Source organism: Marinobacterium nitratireducens (genome assembly GCF_014645375.1).
GTDB lineage: Bacteria > Pseudomonadota > Gammaproteobacteria > Pseudomonadales > Balneatricaceae > Marinobacterium_A > Marinobacterium_A nitratireducens.
Map to the genome: position 1 here is coordinate 129,175 of NZ_BMLT01000004.1, position 26,258 is coordinate 155,432.

The following is a 26,258-nucleotide window of genomic DNA, read 5'->3' on the forward strand; positions in this document are numbered from 1 at the left end:
CCCTGGCGCTGCGGATCTGCAAACGCCGCGCGCTCTGGTAGAATGCCCGCCATTCAACAGCGAGTATGTCCATGAGCCGCAGACCGATACGTTTCGGAGGCCCCGCCCGGGCCTCTTCCCGCCGCCAGAACGCCACCCCCGACCTCGAGGAGCTGCAGATCGAACGTCTGAGCCACGAAGGACGGGGGGTCGCGCGAGCCGCCGGCAAGACGGTTTTCGTCGCCGGAGCCCTGCCGGGCGAGCGGGTTCGGGCACGGCTGCTGGCCGACCGCAGCCGTTACTGCGAGGCCGAGATGCTGGAAGTGCTCGAGGCCAGTCCCGACCGCACCGAGCCCGGCTGCAGCCACTACCGACAGTGCGGCGGCTGCGACCTCCAGCATCTGCGGCCGCAGCGTCAGATCGCCTTCAAGCAAGAACAGGCGCTCGACCAGCTGAGCCGGTTGGGCAAGCTGGCACCCGAACACGTCGAAGCACCGCTGGTTTCGCTGCCCTGGCATTACCGCCGCAGCGCCCGTATCGGCATCAACCAGCTGCAGCGCAACGCGGAACCGCTGGTGGGTTTTCGCCGTCGCGCCAGCAACAAGCTGCTGGCGATCGAACAGTGCGAGGTGCTCGACCCGCGGGCGCAGACGCTTTTCGTACAGCTGCGCCAGGCGCTTGCCGAGTGTGGAGACATCAAGCAGATCACCCACGCCCAGGTGCAGTACGGTGATCAGGCCGGGGCCCTGACGCTGCGCGTGAAGAAAGCACTCGACGACAGCACGCGCACACGGCTGCAGGCCTGCGCCGAGGCGCTGGAGCTTGAGCTCTATATCGAGAGCGACGCCGGCATCCGCTATGCCGGTAAGGGCACGCCGGCCCCGCTGCAGTATTCGCTGCCGGCCTATGATGTCGTACTGGACTTCGCACCCGGCGATTTCCTGCAGGTCAATGCCGACCTCAACCGCCAGATGGTGTCGCGGGCGCTCGACTGGCTTGCGCCGACCGCGCAGGACCGGGTGCTGGACCTGTTTTGCGGACTCGGCAACTTCACGCTGCCGCTGGCGCGCCACAGCGCCGAAGTGGTCGGTATCGAAGGCAGCGCCGAGATGGTCGAGCGCGCCACCGCCAATGCCCGTCGCAACGGCCTTGGCAATGTGCGCATCTATCGCCAGGATCTGAGCCAGGATTTCCGCCATCAGGGCTGGTACCGTGGCGGCTTCGATCTGATCCTGCTGGATCCGCCCCGCACCGGCGCGCGCGAAGCGGTGCAACAGCTGACACAGTACCGCGCCCGGCGGGTGCTTTACGTTGCCTGCAACCCGGCGGCACTGGCGCGTGACGGCGCCGAACTCGCGGCAGCCGGCTACCGCCTGAGCCGCTTCTGCGTCATGGACATGTTCCCTCACACCGCCCATGTCGAGGCGCTGGCGCTGTTCGAGCTGGCGCCATGAGCGTCGCGATCGAATACCGGGACGATGAGCTGGTCGTGGCCGTGAAGCCGGCCGGTCTGCTGTCGGTCCCGGGTCGCGGCCCGGACAAGCAGGACTGCCTCTGGCGCCGCGTGCAGCAGGAGTTCCCCACCGCGCGCATCGTCCACCGGCTCGACTGCGCCACCTCGGGGCTGATGGTGCTGGCGCTGAGCGCCGATGTTCACCGCGAGCTGAGCCGCCAGTTTCACGACCGGCAAACCCGCAAGGCCTATACCGCGATCGTCGCGGGCCGCCCCGCGCAGGACAGCGGCACCGTCGAGCTGCCGCTGCGCTGCGACTGGGAGCGCCGGCCGCTGCAGATCGTCGACCCCGTCGATGGCAAGACCGCACGCACCGACTGGCAACTGCTCGACAGCGACGGCGACACCAGCCGGATCCGGCTCTACCCGATCACCGGGCGATCGCATCAGCTGCGTGTTCACATGCAGGCGCTGGGGCATCCAATCCTGGGCGATGCCTTCTATGCCCCGCCGGCGATCCGGGCTCTCAGCCCCCGGCTGATGCTGCATGCCCAAGAGCTGGGTTTCCGGCATCCGGTGAGCGGCGAGGCCATGGATTTCGTCTCGCCGGCACCGTTCTGAATACCCGCAGCCGCGGCGAAGCTTTTATCCACTGCAGCGGATTCGCGGCGGGGCGCCGCTCCTGCGAATCGCGGCACCTGGCTCCCGCCGTGGGAGCCGCGCCCCGCGGCGAAGCTTTTATCCACTGCAGCTGATTCGCGGCGGGGCACCGCTCCTGCGAATCGCGGCAGCTGGCTCCCGCCGTGGGAGCTGCGCCCCGCGGCGAAGCTTGTATCTACTGCAACTGATTCGCGACAGGGCGCCGCTCCTGCGAATCGCGGCACCTGGCTCCCGCCGTGGGAGCCGCGCCCCGCGGCGAAGCTTTTATCCACTGCAGCGGATTCGCGGCGGGGCGCCGCTCCTGCGAATCGCGGCACGTGACTCCCGCCGTGGCAACCGCGCCCCGCGGCGAAGCTTTTATCCACCGCAGCGGATTCGCGGCGGGGCGCCGCTCCTGCGAATCGCGGCACCTGGCTCCCACCGTGGGAGCCGCGCCCTGCGGCGAAGCTTTTATCCACTGCAGCTGATTCGCGGCGGGGCGCCGCTCCTGCGAATCGCGGCACCTGGCTCCCGCCGTGGCAACCGCGCCCCGCGGCGAAGCTTTTATCTACTGCAGTTGATCCGCGGCGGGGCGCCGCTCCTGCGAATCGCGGCACCTGGCTCCCGCCGTGGGAGCCGCGCCCCGCGGCGAAGCTTTTATCCACTGCAGTCGATCCGCGGCGGGGCGCCACTCCTGCGAATCGCGGCACCTGGCTCCCACCGCGGGAGCCGCGCCCCGCGGCGAAGCTTTTATCCACTGCAGTGGATCCGCGGCGGGGCGCCGCTCCTGCGAATCGCGGCACCTGGCTCCCACCGTGGCAACCGCGCCCGCGGCGAAGCTTTTATCCACTGCAGTGGATCCGCGGCGAGGCGCCGCTCCTGCGAATCGCGGCACCTGGCTCCCGCCGTGGGAGCCGCGCCCACAGGTCCTGAGGACACAGCCGGCTGGCGTGCGCTGGCAATCCCATCCATCCTGCCCATCGTTCGTCAAACCACCCTTCGCAGTGACTCACCGCACAGGAAGGCGTCGATGTTCTCAGCGGTCTGGTCGATGATGCGCTGGCGCGCTTCCAGGCTGCCCCAGGCGCAGTGCGGGGTCACGATCAGATTGGGAATGTCGTCCGCCAGCAGCGGATTGCCGTCCTTCGGCGGCTCGACGCTGAGCACGTCGGTCGCGGCGCCGGCAAGCCGGCCGGCGCGCAGCGCCTCGGCCAGTGCGGTTTCATCGACAATACCGCCACGCGCCGCATTGATCAGGAAGGCCCCGGGCTTCATGCGCGCCAGCGCATCGGCATCGATGATGTTGTGCGTCTGCTCGCTCAGCGGGCAGTGCAGCGTCAGCACGTCCAGCTGCGGCAGCAGTTCGTCGAGCGGCACCCGTCCGGGCTGGGGGTCTGCACCGGGCCGCTGCGCCACCAGCACCCGCATGCCGAACGCCTCGGCGATCCGCGCCACGCCCTGTCCCAAGTTGCCGTAACCCAGGATCCCCAGCGTCTTGCCCGCCATCTCGCGAATCGGAAAATCAAGGAAACAGAACTGGGTCGCCTGCTGCCAGCGGCCGGCCCGCACCGCCCGGTTATAGTCGATCAGCCGGGTGTGAAGCGCCAGCATCAGCGAAAAGACATGCTGTATCACGGCATCGTTGCCGTAGGCCCTGCAGTTGCACACCGCGATGCCGGCACGACGGGCCGCGTCGAGATCGACATTGTTGGTACCGGTCGCCACCACCGCGATCAGCTTCAGCCCCGAGGCCCGGGCCAGCACTCCGGCGTCGAGCCGGACCTTGTTGACCAAAACGACTTCGGCTCCGGCAATGCGCTCCTCGACCTGCCCTGGCTCTGTCGACATATAGGTCTCGAAATCCTCGAACAGCTTGGTCAGCCCACCCAGCTCCAGGTCGTCGAGACTTTCGAGATCAAGAAATACCGCCTTTTTCATCGTCATTCCCTCCAGACGCGACGAAGGGGCCCAGGGCCCCTTCGTCGTTCACGCGTGGTCAGCTCAGAACTCGATGCCCAGACGGCGGCCGACCTCTTCGTAGGCCTCGACCACACCACCGAGCCCCTGGCGGAAACGGTCCTTGTCCAGCTTGTCGCGGGTTGCCTTGTCCCAGAGACGGCAGCCATCCGGCGAAAACTCGTCGCCCAGCACCACTTCGCCCTTGAACAGGCCGAACTCCAGCTTGTAGTCGACCAGCAGGATACCGGCGTCGTCGAACAGCTTCTTGAGCACCTCATTGACCTTGAAGGTCAGCTCGCGGGCACGCTCGAGCTGCTCCTTCGTGGCCCAGCCGAAGGTTTCGACCAGCGACTCGTTGACCATGGGGTCGTGCAGCGCATCGTTCTTCAGGAACAGCTCGAAGGTCGGCGGATTCAGCTCCTGGCCTTCGGTCACGCCCAGGCGACGGACCAGTGACCCGGCGGCGATGTTGCGCACCACGCACTCGACCGGCAGCATTTCCATGCGCTTGACCAGGCTTTCCTGGTCGGACAGCAGGCGCTCGAAGTGGGTCGGAACACCCGCTTCCTTCAGCTTGGTCATGATGAAGGCATTGAACTTGTTGTTGACCATGCCCTTGCGTTCCAGCTGGTCGACCTTCTCGCCGTCGAACGCAGAGGTGTCGTTGCGAAACTCGAGAATCAGCAGGTCCCGATCGTCGGTCTCGTAAACGGATTTGGCTTTGCCGGAATAGAGCTCTGCGCGCTTTTCCATCGAAATCTCCAGTCAGAAGCGGTTGCCAGGACTTAAGCCCTGGCAGGTGGTAAATAACGGCGGCCCGGACAGGGCCGGGCCGAAGCTGTTGTATTGGCTGCGCGCACGAGGCGTCAGCCCGAGGGCAACTGGTCCTTGACGCTCCAGAGTATCTCCTCGGCGACCAGCGCCGGCGCATTCAGCCCCTCTTCGGTCATTACCGTGAGATAGCTGCCACCGCGGGTCCGGTTCATGCGCAGCTGGTAGCGGCCAACGTACTCGTAGTTGCCGGTGTCCTGGTTCAGCTGCGCCGAGTTTTCGTCGGAGCCGAAGACATAGATCACCTTGCCGGCGAACCAGATCTTGTAACCCTCGCGGTTGGCCGGGTTGTTGGGGTCGGCCAGATCGCTGGCATCGAGTTCGTCCGGGTTGAGCGGTTCGACATCCGTGGAGCTGTAGCGGATCGTCTCGACCGGCGCGTCGCTGCCGGCATCGAAGCCGAACAGATCGGCGTTGAGCTTGATGTCCCCGCGATCACCGTGCAGCCACTCGAAGAAGCCAACCTCGTCGACCTCGTCGGCCGGCGTGGTGGTCGTATAGGTAATGTAGAAGATGCCGTGCGCCTGATCACGGGTACCGACGTCGATTCCCCCCTGATCGAGAGCATCGCTGACCTGGTCCCAGGCGGTATCGATCGGCGCGTCGATCTTCAGCGTCGGGTTACCGCGCGAATCCCTGCCCAGCAGAGGTCGGGACCTGCGCTGCTGCTGCATCGCCGACAGGGTCTGCTCGGAGTTCTCCGGCGCCGCCTTGCTCAGGTAGCGCAGCATCTCGTACATCATGTCGCTCTTGTAGCCAACATCCTGCGAGTCGTTGCTCCAGTCGACGTTGGCGACATCCTGATCCCAGGGATAGGCGGCATGGTCCACGCGAATCGAGGTGCGCTGATAGTCTTCCGGGTCCGGTCGTACGCTGATGCGCAGCTTGTTACGGGTCGGGCCGTCGATGTCCTGGAAGGTCAGTTTCTTGATCCACAGATCGGCGAAGTTGTAGTCCTTGCCGTCGACGCGGATCCAGTCGGTCTCCATCACGCCCTGGCGCGGGTCGCTTTTGGCCATCTCGACGCCGTTGAAATGCCAGAACCCCTGCAGCTTGCCCCAGACGCTGTCGATCGGCTCGTCGACCACGATCACCTTTTCGTCCCCGAGCCGGGACAGGTTCACGCTGTCGGAGCCGGTGTCGGCGTAGAAGAATTCGGGACGCGGCGCGACGAAATCGTCGGCACGCTCGGTTGCCGTCGTGCCGATCTCCGGCACCACCAGCTGCTCGGCCATCTGACGGGTTCGCAGGTGCGGCGGAATCTCCAGCCGCGCGCGCGACTGCGCCTTTTCGTAGTCCTGGCTGCGATCGCGCACCAGCCCGTCCTCGCCTCCGTAGAGGGAGTTCTCCGGCAGCATGCCGCAGCCGGAGAGTCCGGCGCAGGCGGCCAGCGCCGCTGTAATCAGAAGTTTGCGGTTCATGATCGAATCAGCCCTGCAGCACACCGGTATCCAGCAGCGCCTGACGCACCACCGGCTGAGCCTTTTCCGACAGCAGCGTCAACGGCAGGCGTATACCCGGACCGATGCGTCCCATCTCGAACAGCGCCCACTTGACCGGGATCGGGTTCGCCTCGACGAACAGCTTGGTATGCAGCGGCATCAGCTTCTGCTGCAGGGCGCGTGCGCCCTCGGCGTCTCCGGCCAGGCCAAGGCGGCACAGCTCGGCCATTTCGACCGGCGCGACATTGGCGGTAACGGAAATGTTGCCGTGGCCGCCGGCCAGAATCAGCTCGATGGCGGTGGCGTCATCGCCGGAGTAGATGGCGAAACCTTCCGGCGCCCGCTCCGCCAGCTCGCGCCCGCGCTCGACATCGCCGGTGGCATCCTTGATGCCGATGATGTTGTCGAGCTCGGCCAGGCGCAGCGTGGTTTCGTTCTGCATATCGCAGGCGGTCCGGCCCGGCACGTTGTACAGAATCTGCGGTACGTCGACCGACTCGGCCACTGCACGGAAATGCTGGTAGAGGCCTTCCTGGGTCGGCTTGTTGTAGTAAGGCGTCACCAGCAGACAGGCGTCGGCGCCAAGGTCTGCCGCCTTGCGGGTGAGCATGACCGCCTCGCGGGTCGAGTTGGCGCCGGTACCGGCGATGATCGGCATGCGGCCCTGGACGCGATCGATGATGCGTTTGATCACCAGGCAGTGCTCATCGTAGTCGAGGGTCGCAGACTCCCCGGAGGTGCCGACCGCCACGATCGAGCTGGTGCCGCTCTCGAGATGCCAGTCGACCAGCTTGTCGAGGGAGTCCCAGTCGACATTGCCATCGGCGTGCATCGGGGTAACGAGCGCAACAATACTGCCAGTAATCATTACTATCTCCATCTGACAATTTTGCGACCATGGTACCGATTCGGTTCAGGGTCGCACAACTTCGCCTTCCCCGGCCTGCCGTTGTCTTTAAGGCCCGGGACTCTGTTCGATTTCGCCGGTCAGGCCGACGCCGAGATATCATCGCGCCGCTGCTGCTCCAGGCGGGCTTTGATCTCGTAGAAAGGCCCAGTATTCTATACGAATTGCGCGACGGAAGCGTACCCGTTTTTGCCACAGAAAGGATCCCCGATGAGCCAAGTAAGCCTCGACCAGCCCGTTCCCGACTTCACCGCCCAGGCCACCAGCGACACCACCGTCGACTCCGCAGCCCTGCGCGGGCGCAACCTGGTGATCTATTTCTATCCCAAGGACAGTACCCCCGGCTGCACCACCGAGGGACAGAACTTCCGCGACCTTTATGAACAGTTCCAGGCGCTGGATACCGAAATCTTCGGCGTTTCCCGCGACGGACTGCGCGCCCACACCAACTTCAAGACCAAGCAGTCGTTCCCGTTCGAGCTGATCAGCGACCCGGACGAAACCCTGTGCAAGCTGTTCGATGTCATCAAGCTGAAGAAGATGTACGGCAAGGAACACTTGGGGGTAGAGCGCAGCACCTTCCTGATCGACAAGGAAGGCGTGCTGCGCCGCGAATGGCGCAAGGTCAAGGTGGCCGGTCACGCCGAAGAAGTGCTGGAGGCGGTCAAGGCTCTCTGATCGCCCGTTCGAGCCCCTGCCGGGCGTAGGAGCCTGCCGGACTTAACACTGATCTACTGCGGAAAAGCCGATTCTGGCCATTTTTTGAGCTCTTCGTTGTTAAATAGAACCACTATTCGTCGCAAAAGAGCTCAAAAACTGACTCAGAACGGTCTTCCCCTCGCGACGACCGGCTAAGCCCGACAGGCTCCCAGGGTGCCGGTAAGCGACGCGACCGCCATGGACGGCGGGAAGACTGGTCTTGCAGGTGCAAATACCAGTGCACCGCACCGCGGTCTAAAACGCGCGGTTCACAGACGCATCGGCACCCAGCCCCCCCGCTCAGGCTCAGGCCTTGTCGGGCAACGCCGCCTGCTCGTGCCTGGGCCAGGCATTGGCGATAGCCTTGACCAGGGTCGCCAGCGGTATCGCGAAGAACAGGCCCCAGAACCCCCACAGACTGCCGAACACCAGCACCGCCACGATGATCGACACCGGGTGCAGATTCACCGCTTCCGAAAACAGCAGCGGCACCAGCACGTTGCCGTCCAGCGCCTGGATGATGCCATAGGCGATCATCAGCCACATGAACTCCCCGCCCCAGCCCCACTGGAAGAAGGCGATCAGCGCCACCGGCAGCGTAACCAGCGCCGCGCCGATATAGGGAATCAGCACCGACAGGCCAACCATGATTCCCAGCAGCGCCGCGTAGTTGATGCCCAGCAGCGCGAAGGCCACGAACGTGACACTGCCGACAATCACGATTTCCAGCGCCTTGCCGCGAATATAGTTGGCGATCTGCACATCCATCTCGTGCCAGACCCGGGTCATCATCTCGCGCCGTTCCGGCAGAAAAGAGGCCCACCAGCGTGCCAGTACGCGTCCGTCCTTGAGAAACAGGAACACCAGGATCGGCACCAGCACCAGATACACCAGCAGCGCCATCAGGTTGCCGATGGAGTTCAGCGAGAAGGTCAGCACCCACTGCCCCGCCCGGCTCAGCTCGGCGGTGGCCAGCTGGATCAGTTCACGCACCTGGGATTCGGAAAAGACGTCGGGGTATTTCTGCGGCAGCAGCAACAGCAGCGCCTGCACCTGGCTCACCATGCGCGGCAGTTCGTTGAACAGATTGACCAGCTGGGTCCAGGCCTTGGGCATCACGAACAGCAGCATCCCGAGAAACAGGCCGATGAAGGCGACGAAGACCAGCGACACCGCCAGCAGGTGCGGCACCCCCCTGCTCTCGAGCCAGTCGACCGGCCCCTGCATCAGGAAAGCCAGGATGATGCCGGCGAACACCGGCCCCAGCGGCTGTCCCAGCATCAGAATGACGGCAAGCCCCAGCGCCAGCAGCAGCGCCAGCAGAATGGCCTCTTCGTCGGAAAAATACTGATCGATCCACTTACCGAAAATCTTGCGCATGTACCTGTCCCTGAAATCGAACTCGGGGCGGGCCGGGTTCAGCCGCGCCGAATAACATAGATGTAGCGTCCGTCTTCGCTGAACGATTGCAGCAACTCATGGTCAGACTGGTCGGTATAGGCCTTGAAGTCCCGTACCGACCCCGCATCGGTCGCGATCACCTGCAAGCGCTCGCCTCGCGTCATCCGGCTCAGGGCCTGCTTGGCTTTGAGCAGGGGCAAGGGGCAACTCAGCCCGCTGGCATCTAGCAGTTGATCGTACTCAATCTGGGACATCGCACTCTCCGGACGGGGTCAAAACTGGTAGCAGGAATATACAGGTCTTTGGTGTCGAAACACCACATTACGCAATTCCGGCGCCAACGCAAATGGCGGGCCGGTGTTTGCCGTCACCGGCCGCGGCCGGCAGCATTGCGAGCCGGTCCCAGGCGGGGTTTTTCGCGCCTCTCTTGAAATGCGCGATGAATTCTGCGAAATGTCATGGCTTTCACCGCCTGGCGACCGGTCCAGACGACCCGAGCCGCGAAACCCAATTCGACAACAGGGAACTCCATGTCCGCCATCCTTCCATTGCGCCCCCTGCTGCTGAGCCTGGCACTGGCGCTCCCGAGCGCCGCCGCAGCGACCCAGAATCTGCCGAGCCTTGGCGACAGTACTTCGGGGATCATTTCGCTGCAGCAGGAAGCGCGTCTGGGCGACACCTGGGCGCGGGTGCTTCGCGGCCAGGCCAAATTGCTGGAAGATCCGGTGGTCTACGACTATCTGCAGGACCTGCTCTGGTCCCTGGCCGCCAACAGCCAGCTGAGCCGCGCAGACCTCGAACTGATCACGCTCGACAACCCGACACTCAACGCCTTTGCGGTGCCCGGCGGCGTCATCGGCGTGCATGGCGGCCTGCTGCTGGCCGCGGAGGCGGAAGACGAGCTGGCCTCGGTGCTGGCGCACGAGATCGCCCACCTCAGCCAGCGCCATTTCGCCATGCAGCTGGCCGAAGAGCGCCGCAACCGCCCCTTCATGCTCGCCGCCCTGCTGGGCAGCTTCCTGGTGGCCGCAACGACCGACGGCCAGGCCGGTGCCGCAGCCATCACCTCGACCATTGGCGCCAGTGAAATGGCGCGGCTTTCGTTCAGTCGCCAGAACGAGCAGGAGGCGGACCGCATCGGCATGAGCACCCTGGCCGCCACCGATTTCGACCCGGGAGCGATGCCGCGGATGTTCGAGCGTCTGCAGCGCTCCAAGCGCTTCTACGGCGACCGGCCACCGGAGTTTTTGCTCACCCACCCGGTCACCCAGTCCCGCATCGCCGATTCCCTCAACCGCGCCGCGCAACTGCCCAAAGGCAGCCGCCAACACAGCAGTCGCGCCTTTGGTATCGCCCGCACCCGCCTGCAGGTGCGCTACAGCGACCACCCGGAAGACCTGATCATTGCCTTCGAAAGCGCCATCAAAAACCATCAGGACCCCACCGCCCGTTACGGCCTGGCGCTTGCCGCCGCCGCCGCCGGGCAGTATGACCGGGCGCTGAAGAACCTCGACGCGCTCGATCGGGACTGGCGTGACAATATTTACATCCGCCTCAGCCGCGCCGAAATTCTGCAGCAGGCCGGCCGCAGCGACGAAGCCCTGGCGCTGGCGGGCACTTTGGAACGGCTCTACCCGGGCACCTATGCGGTGCGCAGAACCTATGCAAAACTGGCTCAGAGTGCCGGCCAGAACGGCCGCGCGATCGATCTCTACGAGAAGCTGCGTCAGGACTACCCGCACGATACCGGCATACTGTTCAATCTGGCCGAGTGCTACGGACTGGAGCACCGCATCCTGAAAGTGCACGAGACCCGCATCGAATACTTCCTGCGCACCGCCCAGCCGGACCGGGCCATGCAGCAGATCGACTTCGCGCTGCGGGAAAACAGTCTCAGCGAATCGGATCGCCTGCGCGTCGAAGCCTATCGCGAGGACGCCAGGCAGCTGCGCAAGAATCTGGAAATGGATTTTTGAGTAGAGAAAGGTGATTGTAACGCCCGTAGGAGCCGCGCCTCGCGGCGAACCAGGCCAGGATCGTACCACCCCATTTGCGGCGGGTAAGTGCCCGTAAGTTTGGGTACGCCGCTCCCACAGGATCGCCCGCGGAGCGGGCTCCTAACAGGTCGAATCGACACTTCGTGTCTTGTAGGGTGCTGGTGAGCCCGCGAACCGCACCACGACGGCGTAGCGGGCGCCTTGGACGGAACCGGCTAGCCGGATTCAGCGATTCAGCTCTGCGGAGAAGTCCAGCATACGCTGCAGCGGCTTGCGTGCGCGCACGCGCAGCGCCTCGTCGACGAATACCTCGTCTCGCCCCTCTTCCAGCGCCTGAACGATGTTGTCGAGGCCGTTCATGGCCATCCAGGGACAATGGGCGCAGCTGCGGCAGGTGGCGCCGCTGCCACCGGTGGGCGCTTCGATGAACATCTTATCCGGCGCCGCCTGCTGCATCTTGTAGAAGATGCCGCGGTCGGTGGCCACGATCAGCTCGCGGTTCGGCAGATCCCGGGCCGCCTTGATCAGCTGCGAGGTCGATCCCACCGCATCGGCGATCTCCACCACCGAATCCGGAGACTCCGGGTGCACCAGCACCGCGGCGTCGGGATAGACACGCTTGAGATCCTGAATCCCCTTGGCCTTGAACTCTTCGTGGACGATGCAGGCGCCGTCCCACATCAGCATATCGATGCCGGTCTGCTTCTGGACGTAGGCGCCCAGATGCTTGTCGGGCGCCCAGATGATCTTCTTGCCCTCGTCCGCCAGGTGCTCCACCACCTGCAGCGCGATGCTCGACGTCACCACCCAGTCGGCACGGGCTTTGACCGCCGCCGACGTATTGGCGTAGACCACCACCTCGTAATCCGGATGGGCGTCGCAGAACGCCGAAAAGTCGTCAATCGGGCAGCCGATATCGAGCGAACAGGTCGCCTCCAGCGTCGGCATGAGGATGCGTTTCTCGGGACTGAGAATCTTGGCGGTCTCGCCCATGAAGCGCACGCCCGCCACCACCAGCGTGGTTTCCGGACGCTCGCTGCCAAAACGGGCCATTTCCAGGGAGTCGGCGACGCAGCCACCGGTTTCCTCCGCCAGCTCCTGAATCAGCGGATCGGTGTAGTAATGCGCCACCAGGCAGGCGTTCTTTTCCTTCAGCAGCGTCTTGATGCGCGCCTTGTAGCGCTCGATATCCTCGCGGCTGAGGTCACCGGGCAGGTGTTCCTTGGCGAAGTGCTCCTGCACCAGAATGCGATCGGAAATGTCCTGTTTGCTCAACATAGTTGTCATGTCTGTCTGTCAGAATGTGGGCAACTTGCCCGAATGGCTTCGGGGGCGCCCGATGATAGCACAGTTCTGCTGGCCGGGCGCTCAAAGTACCTTGAGCGCGGGAACCTGCGAAGGGTCCCTCGGTGTCTGATATTGTGCCGTCAAGCGCGATTTTCAATGGCCGGACACAGCGCTCGCCGAGGCGTCGTACTGCAGATGCGAAAAAGGGAGCCGAGAGGGCTCCCTTTTTCTGAATTTGGTGGGTCGTATAGGACTCGAACCTATGACCAATTGGTTAAAAGCCAACTGCTCTACCAACTGAGCTAACGACCCGATGGGCTGCGCATTTTAAGGACTTTCAGGATCATTGCAAGCCCTTGACGAAAAAAATTCGATATTTACCCGAAGGATCGGCGCTGCGAACGTGCATGTCCCTGCCGCGAATGCTCTCCCGAACCTCAAAGTTTCGCCGCGAGGAAGTGCCCGTAAGTTTGGCTACGCAGCGCCTACGCGGTAGCCGACCCTGGCAACGAAGCGCCTACGGGCGGCCCGGTCGATAGCGGGTCGGATCCGCCACACCAGCATCCTCGAAGCCCCTGGCGCGCAGGCGGCAGCTGTCGCAGACCCCGCAGGCCCGCCCCTCGTCATCCGCCTGGTAGCAGGACACCGTCAGCGCGTAATCCAAACCAAGGCGGCGACCTTCCCTGATGATTTCCGCCTTGCTTAGGTTCATCAGCGGCGTTTCGATGCGAATGGGCTGACCGCTGACGCCGGCACGGGTGGCGAGGTTGGCCATGGTCTCGAATGCCGCGATAAATTCGGGCCGGCAGTCCGGATACCCTGAATAGTCCACCGCATTGACGCCGATAAAAATGGCCGACGCCTCGATCACCTCAGCAAGACCCAGCGCGATCGACAGGAACACGGTATTGCGCGCCGGTACATAGGTCACCGGAATGCCCTCGACCTCGCCCTCCGGCACATCGATCGAGGCATCGGTCAGCGCCGAGCCGCCGATATCCTCCAGGCTCAGACGCACCACTCGGTGGTCGCGGGCACCCAATGCATCGGCGACGGCCCGGGCCGCGTTGAGTTCGGTAAGGGAGCGCTGACCGTAGTCGAAGCTGAGTACGTGGCACTCGTATCCCTGATCGATGGCCATTGCCAGCACCGTGGCCGAATCAAGGCCGCCCGAAAGCAGGACAACGGCCTTCCTGGTGGTTTCAGTCATGCAAAGCTGTTCCGATTAGATCCTGTTGGCCAAGGCACAGAGCCTCAGCGCTTGTAGTTTTGAGCCAGCCGGGCGGCCGAAGTATTGGGATACTCCCGAATCACCTGCTCCATGTAATGCGCCGACTGCTCACCGTTGCCGAGCTGATCCTGCAACACCCCGAGCTTGTAAAGCGCATCGGGCACCTTGGGGTTGCCGGCGTAATGCTCGACCACCTGCAGGAAGGCCTTCTGCGAGGCTTCGAGTTTCTGCTGGGCCAGGTAGATTTCGCCGAGCCAGTAATGGGCGTTGGGCACCCGTGAACTGGCCGGGTAATCCAGCACGAAGCGCTCGAACGCGGCCGCGGCCTGATCGAACTGGCGCTCGCGCACCAGACCGAATGCCGCCTGGTAGGCAGCGTCGGCCCCTTCCGCTGACGCATTATCCGTCGTCACACCGGTATTGGGGGCCGACGGCACTGACGGCGCCGGCAAGGCGGCCTGAGTGCTGTCCGGCAGGCCCGGGGCACCCAACTCGGTGTCGCCACCCGGAGCCGCAGACGCCACACCACCGCCGGTGATCAGCAGACTCATGCGACGGTCGAGATCGCGGTAACGCTCATCCTGCGCGTTTTTCATGCGGTCGAGCTCATAGCGCTGCGATTCCACCTGACCGCGCAGCATCCGCACCTCGTCCTGCAGCTGTTGCACCATCAGCAGCAGCTGCGCCTCCTGGGATCCGGCCGCGGCGCCGTAAGTCGCGGAAGACGGGTTCTGGCCCGGTCCCGGCGCGATTTCGATAATCGGTACTTCGTCCGCCGGAGCGACTGCCGGCAAGGCTGCCAGCAGTCCCCCGAGCATCAGCTTTCTGAGCTTAGGCATCGGTCATCAGTTATCAGTTGACGTATTTCAGCTCGACGCGGCGATTCTCGGACCAGGAGCTGTTGTCGTGACCCATGATCGCCGGCTTCTCCTCGCCGTAGCTCACCACCTCGACCTGACCGCTGGAGACACCGTTGACCATCAGGAAGCGGGAGACGGCATTGCCGCGGCGCTCGCCCAGAGCCATGTTGTACTCGCGGGTACCGCGCTCGTCGGCATGTCCTTCAAGACGGACCTGGGCCTGGGGATTGCTGGCCAGGTAGCGGGCATGAGCTTCCAGATCGGCGATGGAATCGGAGCGCACGGTGGACTGGTCGAAGTCGAAGTAGAAAACGGTCTGCAGGTTGGCGACGGCGCCCGGCAGCGAAGAGCCACTCAGGCTGCCGCTGTCGCCCATGCCGGACGTCATTGCACCGTCGGTACCGCCCATGCCACCGGACAGGTCGCTGGAATCCGTCTGGGTGCTGGTCGAGCTACAGCCCGCCATCCAGGCAAACGTCAGCGCCAGTGCCGCAACCTTGGTAACTTTCAACGCACGCATTTGGTATTGCTCCTTCAAAGCGACCACTGTGGTCGCAAACCTTTGGATAAGTTAGTGTTCGCCCGATTCTATTGCAAGTAAGGGGACCAGGCCGGCTCCCTGACGTCGCCCGACGCCGCCGGCATGCGAAAACGCACCCGGCCGTCGAGCGAGACCGCCGCCAGGACTCCGCGATTACCCTCCTGGGTGGCGTAGAGCACTACGCTGCCATTGGGCGCGATAGTCGGCGACTCGTCCAGGCGGGTCTGGGTCAGAACATCCAGACGCCCGGTTTTGAGGTCCTGCACCGCAATATTGAAAGCGGCGCCGGCACCTGCGCTGCGGTGTACCATGGCCAGGAAGCGTCCGTCCTGGGTCAGCTTGCCGCTGCTGTTGTAGTTACCCTCGAAGGTGACCCGCTCGATGCGCCGGTCCGCCAGATACACGCGATAGATCTGCGGCTGCCCGCCACGGTCCGAGGTGAACAGGATCGAGCGCCCGTCAGGGGCCCAGGTCGGCTCGGTGTCGATGCCATAGTGGTGGGTCAGCCGGGTCAGCTGGCGCTGCCCGAGATCCAGCACATAGACTTCCGGGTTGCCGTCCTTGGACAGCGTCAATGCCAGACGCTGGCCATCCGGCGCCCAGGCCGGCGCGCCGTTGAGCCCCGGAAAGGACTGCACCTTTTCCCGCTTGCCGGTCGCCAGGTGCTGGACGTAGATACCGGGCCGCGAGCTCTCGAAAGAGACATAGGCCAGCTTGCTGCCGTCACGGGACCAGGCCGGTGACAGGATAGGCTCGCGCGACTCGAGGATGGTGCGCGCCCGGGCGCCGTCCGAGTCCGCCAGCTGCAGGGTGTAGCGATGCTGACCGTTGCCGCCCGATTCGGCCGTGACATAGGCGATGCGGGTCGAAAACGCGCCCTTGAGGCCGGTCAGCTTTTCGAACACCTGATCGGCGATATAGTGCGCGATATCACGCATATTGCCGGTACTGCCCGAGACCTGCTCGCCGAATACCCGCTGCTCCTTGAGTACGTCGTAGAGCTCGTAGGCCACCTCGAGCTGCCCGCCACCGCTGGAGGCGATGCGACCGATCAACAGATAGTTCTGCCCGGACACCCGCCAGTCGCGGAAAAACACCTGGTCCTGACGCGTCGGGAAGCTGAGCATGTCGGCTCGCTTCATGGTGGCGAAAAAGCCGCTGCGCGCAAGATCCGTCGACACGATGGCGGCAATATCCTCGGGCAGTCCCGTGGCGCCGCCGGCACCGAAGGGCACCACCGCGACCGGGGTCGGTGCGTCCACGCCCTGGGTCACTTCCACCACCAGCTCGGCGCGCGCGCCGAACGACAGCATCGCCATCAGCACCAGACAGCAGGCCAGCAATTTATCCTTCATCGTTTCACCACCTCAATCCTTCCGGCCGGAAATTCACTCGAAATCGGCGCAGGCTGCGCTCAAACGTCAGCGGGTCGACCTCAGCCACCCGCGGGAAGCGATCCGCCCGCAGCACCGCCTTGACGGCGGAATCGTCGAACCCTGGGTCGCCACTGCTCTTCACCAGGCTGGCGCTGTCCACCTCGCCGGAGGGAAACAGCCTCACCTCGACGACGGCGACCATGCCGTTACGGGCCGTCGTGGGGATATTCCAGCTCCGTTGCAGCAGCACGTTGATGTAGTCGCCGATCTGCGCCACCTGCTGCTGCGCCGCCCGCTCCGCCGCAACCCGCTCTTCCGCGGCAATCGCCCGGGCCAGCTCCTCGGCCTCGCGACGCTTGCGCTCCGCCTCGGCCTGCTGCCGTTTCTGCTCCTCGAGACGCTTTTGCTCCTCGCGCTTTTTCGCCTCGGCGACACGACGGGCCTCTTCCTCCGCCTTGCGCTTGGCCTCGGCGACGCGTTTCGCTTCTGCTTCGGCCTTGCGTTTGGCTTCGAGTTCCGCTTGTTTTTTCTTCTCGGCAGCGATGCGCGCCTGCTCCTGACGCTTGGCCTCTTCCTGGCGCGCGACCTCCTGCTGGCGCTTGCGCTCGGCGGCTTCCCGGGCAGCCTTTTCCTGCGCGGCCTTTTTCTCGGCAGCTTCACGCGCGGCGACGTCCTGCTGGCGTTTCTGCTCCTGCTGGCGCTGCTGCTCCTGCTGACGCTTCTCTTCCGTCAGACGCTGCTCTTGCGCCCGGCGCTGCTCGGCCTCGAGCCGCTCCTGTTCGCGCCGGCGGGCGTCATCGGCCTTGCGCTGATCGTCCTTCTGCTTTTCCTGTGCCTGGCTTATGGCCCCAAGGTCCACCATCTGCGCGGTGATATGGCGCGGCCGCAGCTCACGCGGGTCGGCATGGTCGAACCAGTGACCGGCCAGTAACAGCAGTACCAGCACATGCACCAGCAATGCCAGCAGCGCCGGCACCAGATAACTGCGCATATCCACGATTCGCGCCCTACTCCGTTACCAGACCGACGCTGGGTGCGCCGGCCTGCTGCAGCAGCACCATCAGCCGCACGACCTTGTCGTAGTCGACGTGTCTGTCGCCCTTGACCAGCAGCAGCTTCTGCGGATTCGCGGCCAGCACCTTGCGTACCCGGTCGCCGACTTCCTCGGCCTCGACCGGCGCCTGCTCGTCGCCACCGATATTGATGTAATACAGCCCCTGCGCATCGACGGTCACGATCATCGGCTCCGCATCCTCGGTATCGACCGGGTCGGCCGAAGCCTTCGGCAGTTCGACGTCCACCCCCTGGGTGAGCATCGGCGCCGTAACCATGAAAATCACCAGCAGCACCATCATCACGTCGATATAGGGAACGACGTTGATCTCGGAGTTGAGCTTGCGCTTGTGTCTTTGTCGCCTGATCATCAGCGCCTCCGATCAGTCCGAAGAGTGGATGCGACGGTGCAGTATGCTGGAGAACTCGTCGGCAAAGGTTTCATAGCGGCTCAGCAGGCCTTCGGACTTGGCCGAGAAGCGGTTGAAGGCGATAACCGCTGGAATGGCCGCGAACAGGCCGATGGCGGTCGCCACCAGCGCCTCGGAGATCCCCGGCGCCACCGATGCCAGCGTTGCCTGGTGCATGTTGGCCAGACCCCGGAACGAATTCATGATGCCCCAGACGGTGCCGAACAGGCCGATGTAAGGGCTGGTCGAACCGACGGTCGCCAGGAACGGCAGATGACGCTCGAGCTTTTCCTCCTCGCGTGCCAGCGCCACGCGCATGCTGCGCTGAATGCCGTCCATCACCGCGTCGCGATCGTAGTTGCGCTGCTGCGTCAGCCGGGTGAACTCCTTGATGCCGGAGCGAAAGATGTTCTCGGCGCCGTTGGTCGGATCCGGCGACTGGTTGACCTCGCGAAACAGCTGCCCGAGATCGACGCCGGACCAGAAGCGCTCTTCGAACGCGCTCAGAGCATGGCGCGCCCTTTTGAGCACGAAATGACGCTGGAAGATCATGATCCAGGACAGGAAGGAGGCCAGCAGCAACACCAGCATTACCAGCTGTACAACGAGACTTGCATTGAGTACCAGACTCCAGATCGACATTTCCTCGACCACAGCGAATTCCTCTCAGGTGCCGGTGCGCGAGCCGGCAGATTCAGTTATAGGGGTGATGAATAGGAGCCCTGATCCGCTCCCGCTGCTCGATACGAACGATGCTTCTACCGTCCCCGGGCCGGGCAACGGTTTGTTTGATGGCGACCCGCGGACAGAGTTCACCTGCAATGCCCTCTCACCGGCCCCCGGCAATGGCATGCAATGATAAGAACTCCGAGCTTGCTCTATGATGAACGGCTTTCACGGGCGCTGCGATTGCCGCGCCGAGAGGGCGCCCGCAGACCGCTAAGCGGCCTTCACGCAACCGCGCTCCGGATGGGATTGCGCCGCGACCGGACAACGGGCCCACAATAACAGGCGGCCAAATTTATACAAGCAGCCAACCCCCGGAGCGGAAAAAATAGTTTGAGCACACGTATCCGACGGGTATGAAAACACCACTTGTTATTCCCGATTGTGCGGATACCGGCGTGACTGCGCCGTTATTCGGTTCATCGCGCCTTAAGCGGGAAAAACGTAGGATGGGTGGAGCGGCGCCTAGGTAAGGCTTATCCATCTCTACTGCAGTCAGGTCGCCGTGCAACCCATCTTGGGCGCCGGTTCGGCACTATGCATGTATCCGACCATTGATGGGTTGCGCCACGCCACCGTCGCTGAAAGCGTTATATCGTGTGCCTATGCGGCTCCACCCATCCTACTTTTGCCTCCTGGATCGACACTAAACTGCGAAGAACCCTTTATTCGCGCTCATGCCGGCGCTGCGGCGCCGTACGGCACGACAGGCAGAGGGTTTCGGTGGGTGACGCCACGAGGCGGTTGAGCTCGATGAACTCGCCGCATACCGAACAGACGCCGAAGACACCGGCATCGAGGCGCGCCAGCGCATTGCGGCACGCCTCGCCGCCGGGAGCGCCGGGCGCCGGCGCCTCGGCCAGCAACTCTTCGAGCTCGACTCTGAACGAGCGCAGTTGGCGGGGTGATAGACTTTGGCTCATGTTCGGCGCTTCCGGATAGTCATACGGCTATCCTAACCGCCCGCGCCACGCAGCGAATTGACGCGAATCAGCCTTTTGGCGAAGGCCGCGCCGGTTGACGTGCGCCGTCGTACCTCAGTCCCGCCCGGGCACCACAAGCCCGAAGTGCAGGTAGGCCTGATCGGTGACGACCCGTCCCCTTGGCGTACGCATCATGTAGCCTTGCTGAATCAGGTAGGGTTCCAGCACATCCTCGATGGTATCGCGCTCTTCCGAAATCGCCGCCGCCAGACTGTCGACGCCGACCGGACCGCCGCCGAACTTTTCGATCATCGCCAGCAGCAGGCGCCGGTCCATATGGTCGAAGCCGCGCTCGTCGACACTGAGCATGTTCAGTGCCCGGTCGGCGATCAGCCGGTCGATCTCGCCATTGCCCTTGACCTCGGCGTAGTCGCGGGCGCGCCGCAGCAACCGGTTGGCGATACGCGGCGTCCCCCTGGAGCGCTTGGCGACCTCCACAGCCCCTTCCGGAGCGATACGACTGCCCGAGAGCTCGGCGGACCGCTGCACGATATGCGAAAGATCCTCGACACTGTAGAACTCCAGGCGCTGCACGATACCGAAGCGGTCCCGCAGCGGCGACGTCAGCAGCCCTGCCCGGGTGGTGGCGCCGACCAGCGTAAAGGGCGGCAGCTCGATCTTGATCGACCGCGCCGCCGGCCCCTCGCCGATCATGATATCGAGCTGGTAATCCTCCATCGCGGGGTAGAGAATTTCCTCGACGCTGGCGCTGAGGCGGTGGATCTCATCGATGAACAGCACATCGCCCGGCTCGAGACTGGTCAGCAGCGCGGCGACATCGCCGGCCTTTTCCAGCACCGGCCCCGATGTGGTCTTGATCTGCCCCCCCATCTCGTTGGCGATGATATTGGCCAGCGTCGTCTTGCCAAGTCCGGGCGGTCCGAAAATGAGGGTGTGGTCGAGCGCCTCGCCGCGTTTGCGCGCCGCCTCGATGAAAATCTCCATCTGCTCGCGCACCTGCGGCTGACCCTGATAATCCGCCAGGGTCTTGGGCCGGATGGCACGATCAAGCGCCTCCTCGGCGGGGCTGGCCGCCGGTGAGATAAAACGGTCCGCTTCTATCATCGTTCAGATACTCCAGCGCGCTCTGCTGATACACCGGTATGCAATACCGCTCACTATTCCATGTCGCCTGGGCGCATCAGCACACCAGGGATGTCGCAAAATCATACCCTTTTGCCGACTGCGACCCAGGCGACGGGCAGGGATGCCCGTTGCATTAACGGGTCAGAGACCGCCAACCATGGATTTCAGGGCCTGACGAATCAGCGCCTCGCTGCTGGCCGATGCGCCGAGCTCACGGGCCGCCTTGCTGACCGAGCGACTCGCCTCCGCCGGCTTGTAGCCCAGTGCCACCAGCGCGCTCTCGGCCTCCGCCACCAGATCGGATGCGGAAGGACCCTCTGCCGCGGCCGGGCTCGCCAGCTGAAAGCCGCCGCTGTCGGTCACCTGCAGTTCCTTGAGGCGGTCCTTCATTTCCACGATCAGGCGCTCGGCGGTCTTCTTGCCGACGCCGGGCAGCCGCACCAGCGAGGCGGTGTCGCCCTGATTCACCACGGCGATGAAGGTTTCGGTATCGATGCCGGAGAGGATCGTCAGTGCCAGCTTGGGACCGACGCCATTGACCTTGATCAGCGCCCGAAACAGGCTGCGCTCGTCGCGGTCGGCGAAACCGTACAGCAACTGCGCGTCTTCGCGCACGACGAAATGGGTGTAGAGCACGACCTGCTTGCCGCGCTCCGGCAGCCGGTAGAAGGTATTCATCGAGGCTTCCAGCTCGTAGCCAACGCCGTTGACGTCAACCAGCAGCTGCGGCGGCTGCTTTTCCAGCAACTCGCCTCTAAGGCGTCCTATCACGGGTCCTTTTTCTCCAGATTGCGCGCCTCTTCGGGCGATTCCAGTTTGTGGCCGGCAACGATGAACTCCGGCAGCCTCAGCTTGGCGACCAGCGCCGCCATGCGAAATACGAGGACGATGGTCATGGCGCTCAGATCCAGCCAGTAGGCCGGCTCCGCCATAACCTGGCTGAAAAACACGAACACTCCGGCGCCGACCAGGGCGCAGGTGGCGTACATCTCGCCGTTCCATTGCAGGATCAGGGGCACCTGCCCGGTGAGCAGATCACGTATCATGCCGCCCGCCACGCCGGTCACCACCCCCATCATCACCGCGATGGTATCGGGCATGCCGAACGCCATTGCCTTCTGGGCACCGAGAACGGCGAACAGCGACAGCCCCAGCGCATCGAGCAACAGCAGCATGCGGCGCGGGTACTGAATGTAGCGGCAGAGGATGAAGGCCAGAACCGAGCTCAGGATCGCCACCCAGAGGTACAGCGGATCGGCGATCCAGACCAGCGGGTGGGCATCGAGCGCAATGTCCCGCAGGGAACCGCCGCCAAGCGCAGTGACGATGCCCAGAATCACCACGCCGAAGATATCCAGCCGCTTGCCCTGCGCGGCCAGGGCGCCGGTCGTGGCGAATACCGCGACACCGGCCAGGTCGGCAAGGTAGATGAACTCGCCGTACGTCATCGACGCCAGCTGCCGTTGCGGGAGCCGACGGCGCCGAGCCCGCGCACCAGGCTGCTACGGGTATGGGCGTGACAGAGCGCGATCGCCAGCGCGTCGGCGGCGTCGGCCTGCGGCAGGCCCGGCAGCTTGAGCAGGTGCGCGACCATGTGCTGCACCTGCACCTTGTCGGCGCCGCCGTTGCCGACCACCGACTGCTTGACCTTGCGCGCGGCGTACTCGTAGACCGGCAGCTCGCGGTTGCTGCCGGCGACGATCGCCACGCCGCGGGCCTGGCCGAGCTTGAGCGCCGAATCGGCATTGCGGGCCATGAACACCTGCTCGATGGCCATTTCCTGCGGGCAGTAGGTTTCGATGATCTCGCTGACGCCGGCGTAAACCTGCTGCAGCCGCGCCGCGAGCTCGTCTCCGCGTATGCGGATGCAGCCACTGGCGACGTAGTCATTGCGACCGCCGACCTGGTTGATCACCCCGTAACCGGTGACCCGCGAGCCGGGGTCGATACCGAGAATCAGCATGGCGGCGGTGACATCCTTTCGCTAATGAACTTTGGGAGCTGTGGAGCGGCACAGTCTCAGTTCGCGGCGGGGCGCCGCTCCTGCACACCCGAGCCCTAAAGGCGCCTTCGCTTTTACGCGTAACGCGTCACCGGTCACGCGTAACCGTTGCGCGCCTCAGTCTTCCATCGCCTCTTCGGGGATATCGGCGTTGTGGTAGACGTTCTGGGAGTCGTCCAGGTCTTCGAGCGCGTCGATCAGCTTGAGCGCCTTGCGGCCGGTTTCGACATCGAGCTCGACGGTGGTGGACGGAATCATCGCCACTTCCGAGAACTCCGGCTGGAAACCGGCGTCGAGCAGCGCCTGCTTCACGGTCATGAAATCGCCGGGCTCGGTGAACACATCGACGGAGCCGTCGTCGTTGCCGACCACGTCCTCGGCGCCCACTTCCAGCGCCACCTCCATGATGGCGTCCTCGTCAGCGCCCTCACCGAAAGTGATCTGCCCCTTCTTGTCGAACAGGTAGGAGACCGAACCGTTGGTGCCGAGGTTGCCGCCGTACTTGTTGAATGCGGCGCGAACCTGGGACACGGTGCGATTGACGTTGTCGGTCATGCACTCGACCAGAATCGCCACGCCGTTGACGCCGTAGCCCTCGTAGGTCAGCTCGTCGTAGTTTTCGCCCTCACCGCCACCGGCACCGCGCGCGATCGCCTTGTCGACGGTGTCGCGCTTCATGTTGGCGCCGAGCGCCTTGTCGACCGCAGCACGCAGACGCGGATTGTCTTCCGGGTTACCGCCGCCCTCTTTGGCCGCAACCGTGAGCTCGCGGATCAGCTTGGTGAATATCTTGCCTCGTTTGGCATCCTGGGCCGCCTTGCGGTGCTTGATATTGGCCCATTTGGAATGACCTGCCATCGGAATACCTCAATCGTTCGGGCCGCCCGCTGGCGGCCCGTCATTGCATTTTTCTAACAGCTTGCAGCCTGTCGCCTGCAGCTTTCTCTTCAGGGCGTCTTGCGCAGACGGATGTTCAGCTCGTGCAGCTGGGTCGTGCTCACCTCCCCCGGCGCGTCGGTCAGCATGCAGGACGCGCTCTGGGTTTTCGGGAAAGCGATGACTTCGCGAATCGAGTCGGATCCGGTCATCAGCATGATCAGACGGTCGAGGCCGAAGGCCAGGCCACCGTGGGGCGGCGCACCGTATTTCAGCGCGTTGAGCAGGAAGCCGAACTTCTCTTCCGCCTCGGCAGAGCCGATGCCAAGAATGTGGAATACTGCTTTCTGCATCGCCTGGTCGTGGATACGGACGGAACCGCCGCCAAGCTCGGTACCGTTGAGCACCATGTCGTAGGCGCGCGACAGTGCCGCTTCCGGGTTTGCCTTGAGCTCCTCCGGCGAGCACTTGGGTGCCGTGAACGGGTGGTGCAAGGCGGTCAGTTTGCCATTGTCGGCTTCCTCGAACATCGGGAAGTCGACCACCCACAGCGGCGCCCATTCGCGCTCGACCATCCCCAGGTCTTCGCCGGCCCTGATACGCAGCGCACCGATGGCCTCGCTGACGATCTTCGCCTTGTCGGCGCCGAAGAAGACGATATCGCCGTCCTTCGCCTCGAGACGCTGCATGATCTTCAACGCGACTTCTTCGCCCAGGAACTTGACGATCGGTGACTGCAGGCCTTCAGCGCCCTGCTCCAGCGAGTTGACCTTGATCCAGGCCAGCCCCTTGGCGCCGTAGATACCAACGAATTTGGTGTAGTCGTCGATCTGCTTGCGGGTCAGCTCGGCGCCACCGGGCACCTTCAGCGCTGCGACACGGCCTTTCGGATCCTTGGCGGGACCGGCGAAAACCTTGAAGTCGACTTCGGCCACGAGGTCGGCGACGTCGACCAGTTCCATCGGGATGCGCAGGTCCGGCTTGTCGGAACCGAAACGACGCATTGCCTCTTCGTACGGCATGCGCGGAAACTCGCCCAGATCCACGCCCAGCAGCTTCTGGAAGGTTTCGCGGATCATGCCCTCGGCCATGCCCATGATCTCCTCCTCGTCCATGAAGGAGGTCTCGATGTCCACCTGGGTGAACTCGGGCTGACGGTCTGCGCGCAGGTCCTCGTCACGGAAGCACTTGGCGATCTGGTAGTAGCGGTCGAAGCCGGACACCATCAGCAGCTGCTTGAACAGCTGCGGCGACTGCGGCAGTGCGAAGAAGCACCCCTCGTGGGTACGGCTCGGCACCAGGTAGTCGCGGGCGCCTTCCGGCGTCGCCCGGGTCAGAATCGGCGTCTCGATATCGAGAAAATCGTGCTCGTCGAGATAGTTGCGCAGTGCGCTGGTCACCTTGGAGCGGAAACGCAGCTTTTTCTGCATATCGGGACGACGAAGGTCGATATAGCGATGACGCAGGCGCACGTCCTCACCGACCTGCTGGTGCTCGTCCAGCTGGAACGGAGGCGTCTCGGCCTTGTTGAGGATGGTCAGCTCCTTGCCCAGCACCTCGATGGCACCGGTCGCCATGTCCGGATTGTCGGTGCCTTCGGGACGGCCGCGGACAGTGCCGCGCAGCTCGATCACGAATTCGCTGCGTACGCTGTCGGCAAGCTTGAAGCTCTCTTCGCGATCCGGATCGAAGACCACCTGAGCGATGCCCTCGCGATCGCGAACGTCGAGAAAAATCACGCCACCGTGGTCACGACGACGGTGAACCCAACCCATCAGGGTCACATCTTCGCCAATATGCTCTTTTCTAAGATCGCCGCAATAATGGCTGCGCATAGTCTGTATCCAGTTCCTGTCGATTAACCTGTAAGGACGCCTGCGAGCGTCGGAAAGCGGCGAATTATACTCTAATTGAGTGAACAGTTCACAGTGACCAGTTGCCAGCGGCGTGTTGGATGCGGCTTACTGTCAACGGTACGCTGTTCCACTGTTAACGGTTCGCTGCCCTTGACTGTCAGCTGCTCTTCGAAGTCATCTCGCTTGCCATCAGCACTTCGAGCTTTTGCCGGATCTCCTCGATCTCGCTTTCGCTGTAGGCCCGCGCCGGATGCTTGCCCCAGACCGGGCCCGGCCAGGCCAGATCGGACTCGTAGCGAACAATGTGATGCAGGTGCAACTGTGGCACCATATTGCCCAGGGAGGCGACGTTCATCTTGCGCGCAGCGAAGGTGTCTGCCAGATTCTCCGCCAGGATGCTGGATTCGCGCATCAGCGCCACCTGCTCCTCAGCCGAGAGGTGGTAAATTTCGCTGACGCCGGCACGTCGCGGCACCAGTATGAACCAGGGATAGTTGGCGTCGTTCATCAACAGCAGCCGGCAGAGCGGGAAGTCGCCCAGCACTATGCAGTCCTGCGCCAGTTGCGGGTGCAGTTCGAATTCGAGCTCCAGCTCATCCATCGGAAGGACTCCTTTTCTTGTGGGTTGATCCATTCTGCACTCAGCGACCGACGGAAGTACAGG

At 63.8% G+C, this 26,258-nt stretch carries 26 protein-coding genes and 1 tRNA gene; 4 read left to right on the forward strand and 23 right to left on the reverse strand.

The annotated features are described in order from the left end of the window. Window positions 1-71: 71 nt before the first annotated feature. Together rlmD and IEX85_RS08875 are read left to right on the forward strand one after the other, a co-directional pair. Window positions 72-1,433, forward strand: coding sequence for a 23S rRNA (uracil(1939)-C(5))-methyltransferase RlmD (gene rlmD, locus IEX85_RS08870; RefSeq protein WP_188860231.1), 1,362 nt, complete (start codon window positions 72-74; stop codon window positions 1,431-1,433). Next, window positions 1,430-2,053 carry a pseudouridine synthase gene (locus IEX85_RS08875; protein WP_188860232.1) on the forward strand — a complete coding sequence of 208 codons (624 nt, stop codon included), beginning with the start codon at window positions 1,430-1,432 and terminating at the stop codon, window positions 2,051-2,053. Before rlmD ends, IEX85_RS08875 begins: the two co-directional genes overlap by 4 nt. A 1,005-nt stretch (window positions 2,054-3,058) precedes the next feature. On the opposite strand, the gene IEX85_RS08880 is transcribed toward IEX85_RS08875, so the two are convergent. From IEX85_RS08880 to dapA, 4 genes are all read right to left on the reverse strand, one after another. Then, the gene (locus IEX85_RS08880; RefSeq protein ID WP_229721852.1) at window positions 3,059-4,009 is read right to left on the reverse strand and encodes a 2-hydroxyacid dehydrogenase; all 951 of its coding nucleotides are present in this window, start codon (window positions 4,007-4,009) and stop codon (window positions 3,059-3,061) included. 63 nt (window positions 4,010-4,072) lie between these two features. After that, entirely contained in the window at window positions 4,073-4,783 is a 711-nt protein-coding gene (gene purC, locus IEX85_RS08885) for a phosphoribosylaminoimidazolesuccinocarboxamide synthase (RefSeq protein WP_188860234.1), read from the reverse strand. Between the two features lie 113 nt (window positions 4,784-4,896). Then, window positions 4,897-6,282 carry an NlpB/DapX family lipoprotein gene (bamC, locus tag IEX85_RS08890; protein WP_188860235.1) on the reverse strand — a complete coding sequence of 462 codons (1,386 nt, stop codon included), beginning with the start codon at window positions 6,280-6,282 and terminating at the stop codon, window positions 4,897-4,899. Between the two features lie 7 nt (window positions 6,283-6,289). Next, window positions 6,290-7,171 (reverse strand): 4-hydroxy-tetrahydrodipicolinate synthase, encoded by an 882-nt coding sequence (gene dapA / locus IEX85_RS08895; RefSeq protein ID WP_188860236.1) that lies wholly within the window; start codon window positions 7,169-7,171, stop codon window positions 6,290-6,292. A 249-nt stretch (window positions 7,172-7,420) separates the two neighbouring features. On the opposite strand from dapA, the gene IEX85_RS08900 reads away from it, so the two are divergent. Next, on the forward strand, window positions 7,421-7,888 hold the full coding sequence (locus tag IEX85_RS08900) for a peroxiredoxin (protein WP_188860237.1): 468 nt from the start codon (window positions 7,421-7,423) through the stop codon (window positions 7,886-7,888). Between the two features lie 327 nt (window positions 7,889-8,215). Here IEX85_RS08900 and IEX85_RS08905 read toward each other — a convergent pair whose 3' ends face one another. Then, a complete protein-coding gene (locus tag IEX85_RS08905) occupies window positions 8,216-9,289 on the reverse strand; it encodes an AI-2E family transporter (protein WP_188860238.1) in 1,074 nt (357 codons plus the stop codon). Window positions 9,290-9,327: 38 nt separating this feature from the next. After that, complete coding sequence (locus IEX85_RS08910; RefSeq protein WP_188860239.1) at window positions 9,328-9,564, reverse strand: sulfurtransferase TusA family protein; 237 nt, start codon at window positions 9,562-9,564, stop codon at window positions 9,328-9,330. Between the two features lie 276 nt (window positions 9,565-9,840). On the opposite strand from IEX85_RS08910, the gene IEX85_RS08915 reads away from it, so the two are divergent. Further along, entirely contained in the window at window positions 9,841-11,286 is a 1,446-nt protein-coding gene (locus IEX85_RS08915; RefSeq protein WP_188860240.1) for a M48 family metalloprotease, read from the forward strand. A 246-nt stretch (window positions 11,287-11,532) separates the two neighbouring features. Here IEX85_RS08915 and nadA read toward each other — a convergent pair whose 3' ends face one another. The 17 genes from nadA to IEX85_RS09000 form a co-directional block, all read right to left on the reverse strand. Beyond that, window positions 11,533-12,585, reverse strand: a complete 1,053-nt coding sequence (nadA, locus tag IEX85_RS08920; protein ID WP_188860241.1) for a quinolinate synthase NadA — start codon at window positions 12,583-12,585, stop codon at window positions 11,533-11,535. 245 nt (window positions 12,586-12,830) lie between these two features. Further along, a tRNA-Lys gene (locus tag IEX85_RS08925) sits at window positions 12,831-12,906 on the reverse strand. Between the two features lie 205 nt (window positions 12,907-13,111). Further along, a complete protein-coding gene (gene queC, locus IEX85_RS08930) occupies window positions 13,112-13,804 on the reverse strand; it encodes a 7-cyano-7-deazaguanine synthase QueC (RefSeq protein ID WP_188860242.1) in 693 nt (230 codons plus the stop codon). A gap of 44 nt (window positions 13,805-13,848) precedes the next feature. After that, window positions 13,849-14,664: a tol-pal system protein YbgF gene (ybgF, locus tag IEX85_RS08935; RefSeq protein ID WP_188860243.1), complete on the reverse strand. Its 816-nt coding sequence runs from the start codon at window positions 14,662-14,664 to the stop codon at window positions 13,849-13,851. A 13-nt stretch (window positions 14,665-14,677) separates the two neighbouring features. Then, a complete protein-coding gene (gene pal, locus IEX85_RS08940) occupies window positions 14,678-15,205 on the reverse strand; it encodes a peptidoglycan-associated lipoprotein Pal (RefSeq protein ID WP_188860244.1) in 528 nt (175 codons plus the stop codon). Window positions 15,206-15,273: 68 nt separating this feature from the next. Next, window positions 15,274-16,581: a Tol-Pal system beta propeller repeat protein TolB gene (gene tolB, locus IEX85_RS08945; RefSeq protein WP_188860245.1), complete on the reverse strand. Its 1,308-nt coding sequence runs from the start codon at window positions 16,579-16,581 to the stop codon at window positions 15,274-15,276. Window positions 16,582-16,585: 4 nt separating this feature from the next. Then, window positions 16,586-17,593, reverse strand: a complete 1,008-nt coding sequence (gene tolA, locus IEX85_RS08950; RefSeq protein WP_188860246.1) for a cell envelope integrity protein TolA — start codon at window positions 17,591-17,593, stop codon at window positions 16,586-16,588. A gap of 16 nt (window positions 17,594-17,609) precedes the next feature. Beyond that, on the reverse strand, window positions 17,610-18,026 hold the full coding sequence (tolR, locus tag IEX85_RS08955; protein ID WP_188860247.1) for a protein TolR: 417 nt from the start codon (window positions 18,024-18,026) through the stop codon (window positions 17,610-17,612). 12 nt (window positions 18,027-18,038) lie between these two features. Next, window positions 18,039-18,707 carry a protein TolQ gene (gene tolQ, locus IEX85_RS08960; RefSeq protein WP_188860528.1) on the reverse strand — a complete coding sequence of 223 codons (669 nt, stop codon included), beginning with the start codon at window positions 18,705-18,707 and terminating at the stop codon, window positions 18,039-18,041. Window positions 18,708-19,456: 749 nt separating this feature from the next. Continuing rightward, window positions 19,457-19,714, reverse strand: a complete 258-nt coding sequence (locus IEX85_RS08965; RefSeq protein ID WP_188860248.1) for a TraR/DksA family transcriptional regulator — start codon at window positions 19,712-19,714, stop codon at window positions 19,457-19,459. 114 nt (window positions 19,715-19,828) lie between these two features. Then, window positions 19,829-20,839 (reverse strand): Holliday junction branch migration DNA helicase RuvB, encoded by a 1,011-nt coding sequence (ruvB, locus tag IEX85_RS08970; RefSeq protein ID WP_188860249.1) that lies wholly within the window; start codon window positions 20,837-20,839, stop codon window positions 19,829-19,831. A gap of 162 nt (window positions 20,840-21,001) precedes the next feature. Further along, window positions 21,002-21,631 carry a Holliday junction branch migration protein RuvA gene (ruvA, locus tag IEX85_RS08975; RefSeq protein ID WP_188860250.1) on the reverse strand — a complete coding sequence of 210 codons (630 nt, stop codon included), beginning with the start codon at window positions 21,629-21,631 and terminating at the stop codon, window positions 21,002-21,004. Further along, window positions 21,628-22,308 carry a trimeric intracellular cation channel family protein gene (locus tag IEX85_RS08980; RefSeq protein ID WP_188860251.1) on the reverse strand — a complete coding sequence of 227 codons (681 nt, stop codon included), beginning with the start codon at window positions 22,306-22,308 and terminating at the stop codon, window positions 21,628-21,630. Before IEX85_RS08980 ends, ruvA begins: the two co-directional genes overlap by 4 nt. Further along, window positions 22,305-22,823: a crossover junction endodeoxyribonuclease RuvC gene (ruvC, locus tag IEX85_RS08985; protein ID WP_188860252.1), complete on the reverse strand. Its 519-nt coding sequence runs from the start codon at window positions 22,821-22,823 to the stop codon at window positions 22,305-22,307. The genes IEX85_RS08980 and ruvC overlap by 4 nt, the downstream gene beginning before the upstream one ends. A 156-nt stretch (window positions 22,824-22,979) precedes the next feature. Further along, complete coding sequence (locus IEX85_RS08990; protein ID WP_188860253.1) at window positions 22,980-23,720, reverse strand: YebC/PmpR family DNA-binding transcriptional regulator; 741 nt, start codon at window positions 23,718-23,720, stop codon at window positions 22,980-22,982. 89 nt (window positions 23,721-23,809) lie between these two features. Continuing rightward, a complete protein-coding gene (gene aspS / locus IEX85_RS08995; protein WP_188860254.1) occupies window positions 23,810-25,573 on the reverse strand; it encodes an aspartate--tRNA ligase in 1,764 nt (587 codons plus the stop codon). A 178-nt stretch (window positions 25,574-25,751) separates the two neighbouring features. Next, on the reverse strand, window positions 25,752-26,195 hold the full coding sequence (locus IEX85_RS09000) for an HIT domain-containing protein (RefSeq protein ID WP_188860255.1): 444 nt from the start codon (window positions 26,193-26,195) through the stop codon (window positions 25,752-25,754). Window positions 26,196-26,258: the final 63 nt, after the last annotated feature.

Coding starts and splice junctions, on each gene's coding strand:
- rlmD (WP_188860231.1), top strand. CDS start 72: ATGAGCCGCAGACCGATACGTTTCGGAGGCCCCGCCCGGGCCTCTTCC.
- IEX85_RS08875 (WP_188860232.1), top strand. CDS start 1,430: ATGAGCGTCGCGATCGAATACCGGGACGATGAGCTGGTCGTGGCCGTG.
- IEX85_RS08880 (WP_229721852.1), bottom strand. CDS start 4,009: ATGAAAAAGGCGGTATTTCTTGATCTCGAAAGTCTCGACGACCTGGAG.
- purC (WP_188860234.1), bottom strand. CDS start 4,783: ATGGAAAAGCGCGCAGAGCTCTATTCCGGCAAAGCCAAATCCGTTTAC.
- bamC (WP_188860235.1), bottom strand. CDS start 6,282: ATGAACCGCAAACTTCTGATTACAGCGGCGCTGGCCGCCTGCGCCGGA.
- dapA (WP_188860236.1), bottom strand. CDS start 7,171: ATGATTACTGGCAGTATTGTTGCGCTCGTTACCCCGATGCACGCCGAT.
- IEX85_RS08900 (WP_188860237.1), top strand. CDS start 7,421: ATGAGCCAAGTAAGCCTCGACCAGCCCGTTCCCGACTTCACCGCCCAG.
- IEX85_RS08905 (WP_188860238.1), bottom strand. CDS start 9,289: ATGCGCAAGATTTTCGGTAAGTGGATCGATCAGTATTTTTCCGACGAA.
- IEX85_RS08910 (WP_188860239.1), bottom strand. CDS start 9,564: ATGTCCCAGATTGAGTACGATCAACTGCTAGATGCCAGCGGGCTGAGT.
- IEX85_RS08915 (WP_188860240.1), top strand. CDS start 9,841: ATGTCCGCCATCCTTCCATTGCGCCCCCTGCTGCTGAGCCTGGCACTG.
- nadA (WP_188860241.1), bottom strand. CDS start 12,585: ATGTTGAGCAAACAGGACATTTCCGATCGCATTCTGGTGCAGGAGCAC.
- queC (WP_188860242.1), bottom strand. CDS start 13,804: ATGACTGAAACCACCAGGAAGGCCGTTGTCCTGCTTTCGGGCGGCCTT.
- ybgF (WP_188860243.1), bottom strand. CDS start 14,664: ATGCCTAAGCTCAGAAAGCTGATGCTCGGGGGACTGCTGGCAGCCTTG.
- pal (WP_188860244.1), bottom strand. CDS start 15,205: ATGCGTGCGTTGAAAGTTACCAAGGTTGCGGCACTGGCGCTGACGTTT.
- tolB (WP_188860245.1), bottom strand. CDS start 16,581: ATGAAGGATAAATTGCTGGCCTGCTGTCTGGTGCTGATGGCGATGCTG.
- tolA (WP_188860246.1), bottom strand. CDS start 17,593: ATGCGCAGTTATCTGGTGCCGGCGCTGCTGGCATTGCTGGTGCATGTG.
- tolR (WP_188860247.1), bottom strand. CDS start 18,026: ATGATCAGGCGACAAAGACACAAGCGCAAGCTCAACTCCGAGATCAAC.
- tolQ (WP_188860528.1), bottom strand. CDS start 18,707: ATGTCGATCTGGAGTCTGGTACTCAATGCAAGTCTCGTTGTACAGCTG.
- IEX85_RS08965 (WP_188860248.1), bottom strand. CDS start 19,714: ATGAGCCAAAGTCTATCACCCCGCCAACTGCGCTCGTTCAGAGTCGAG.
- ruvB (WP_188860249.1), bottom strand. CDS start 20,839: ATGATAGAAGCGGACCGTTTTATCTCACCGGCGGCCAGCCCCGCCGAG.
- IEX85_RS08980 (WP_188860251.1), bottom strand. CDS start 22,308: ATGACGTACGGCGAGTTCATCTACCTTGCCGACCTGGCCGGTGTCGCG.
- ruvC (WP_188860252.1), bottom strand. CDS start 22,823: ATGCTGATTCTCGGTATCGACCCCGGCTCGCGGGTCACCGGTTACGGG.
- IEX85_RS08990 (WP_188860253.1), bottom strand. CDS start 23,720: ATGGCAGGTCATTCCAAATGGGCCAATATCAAGCACCGCAAGGCGGCC.
- aspS (WP_188860254.1), bottom strand. CDS start 25,573: ATGCGCAGCCATTATTGCGGCGATCTTAGAAAAGAGCATATTGGCGAA.
- IEX85_RS09000 (WP_188860255.1), bottom strand. CDS start 26,195: ATGGATGAGCTGGAGCTCGAATTCGAACTGCACCCGCAACTGGCGCAG.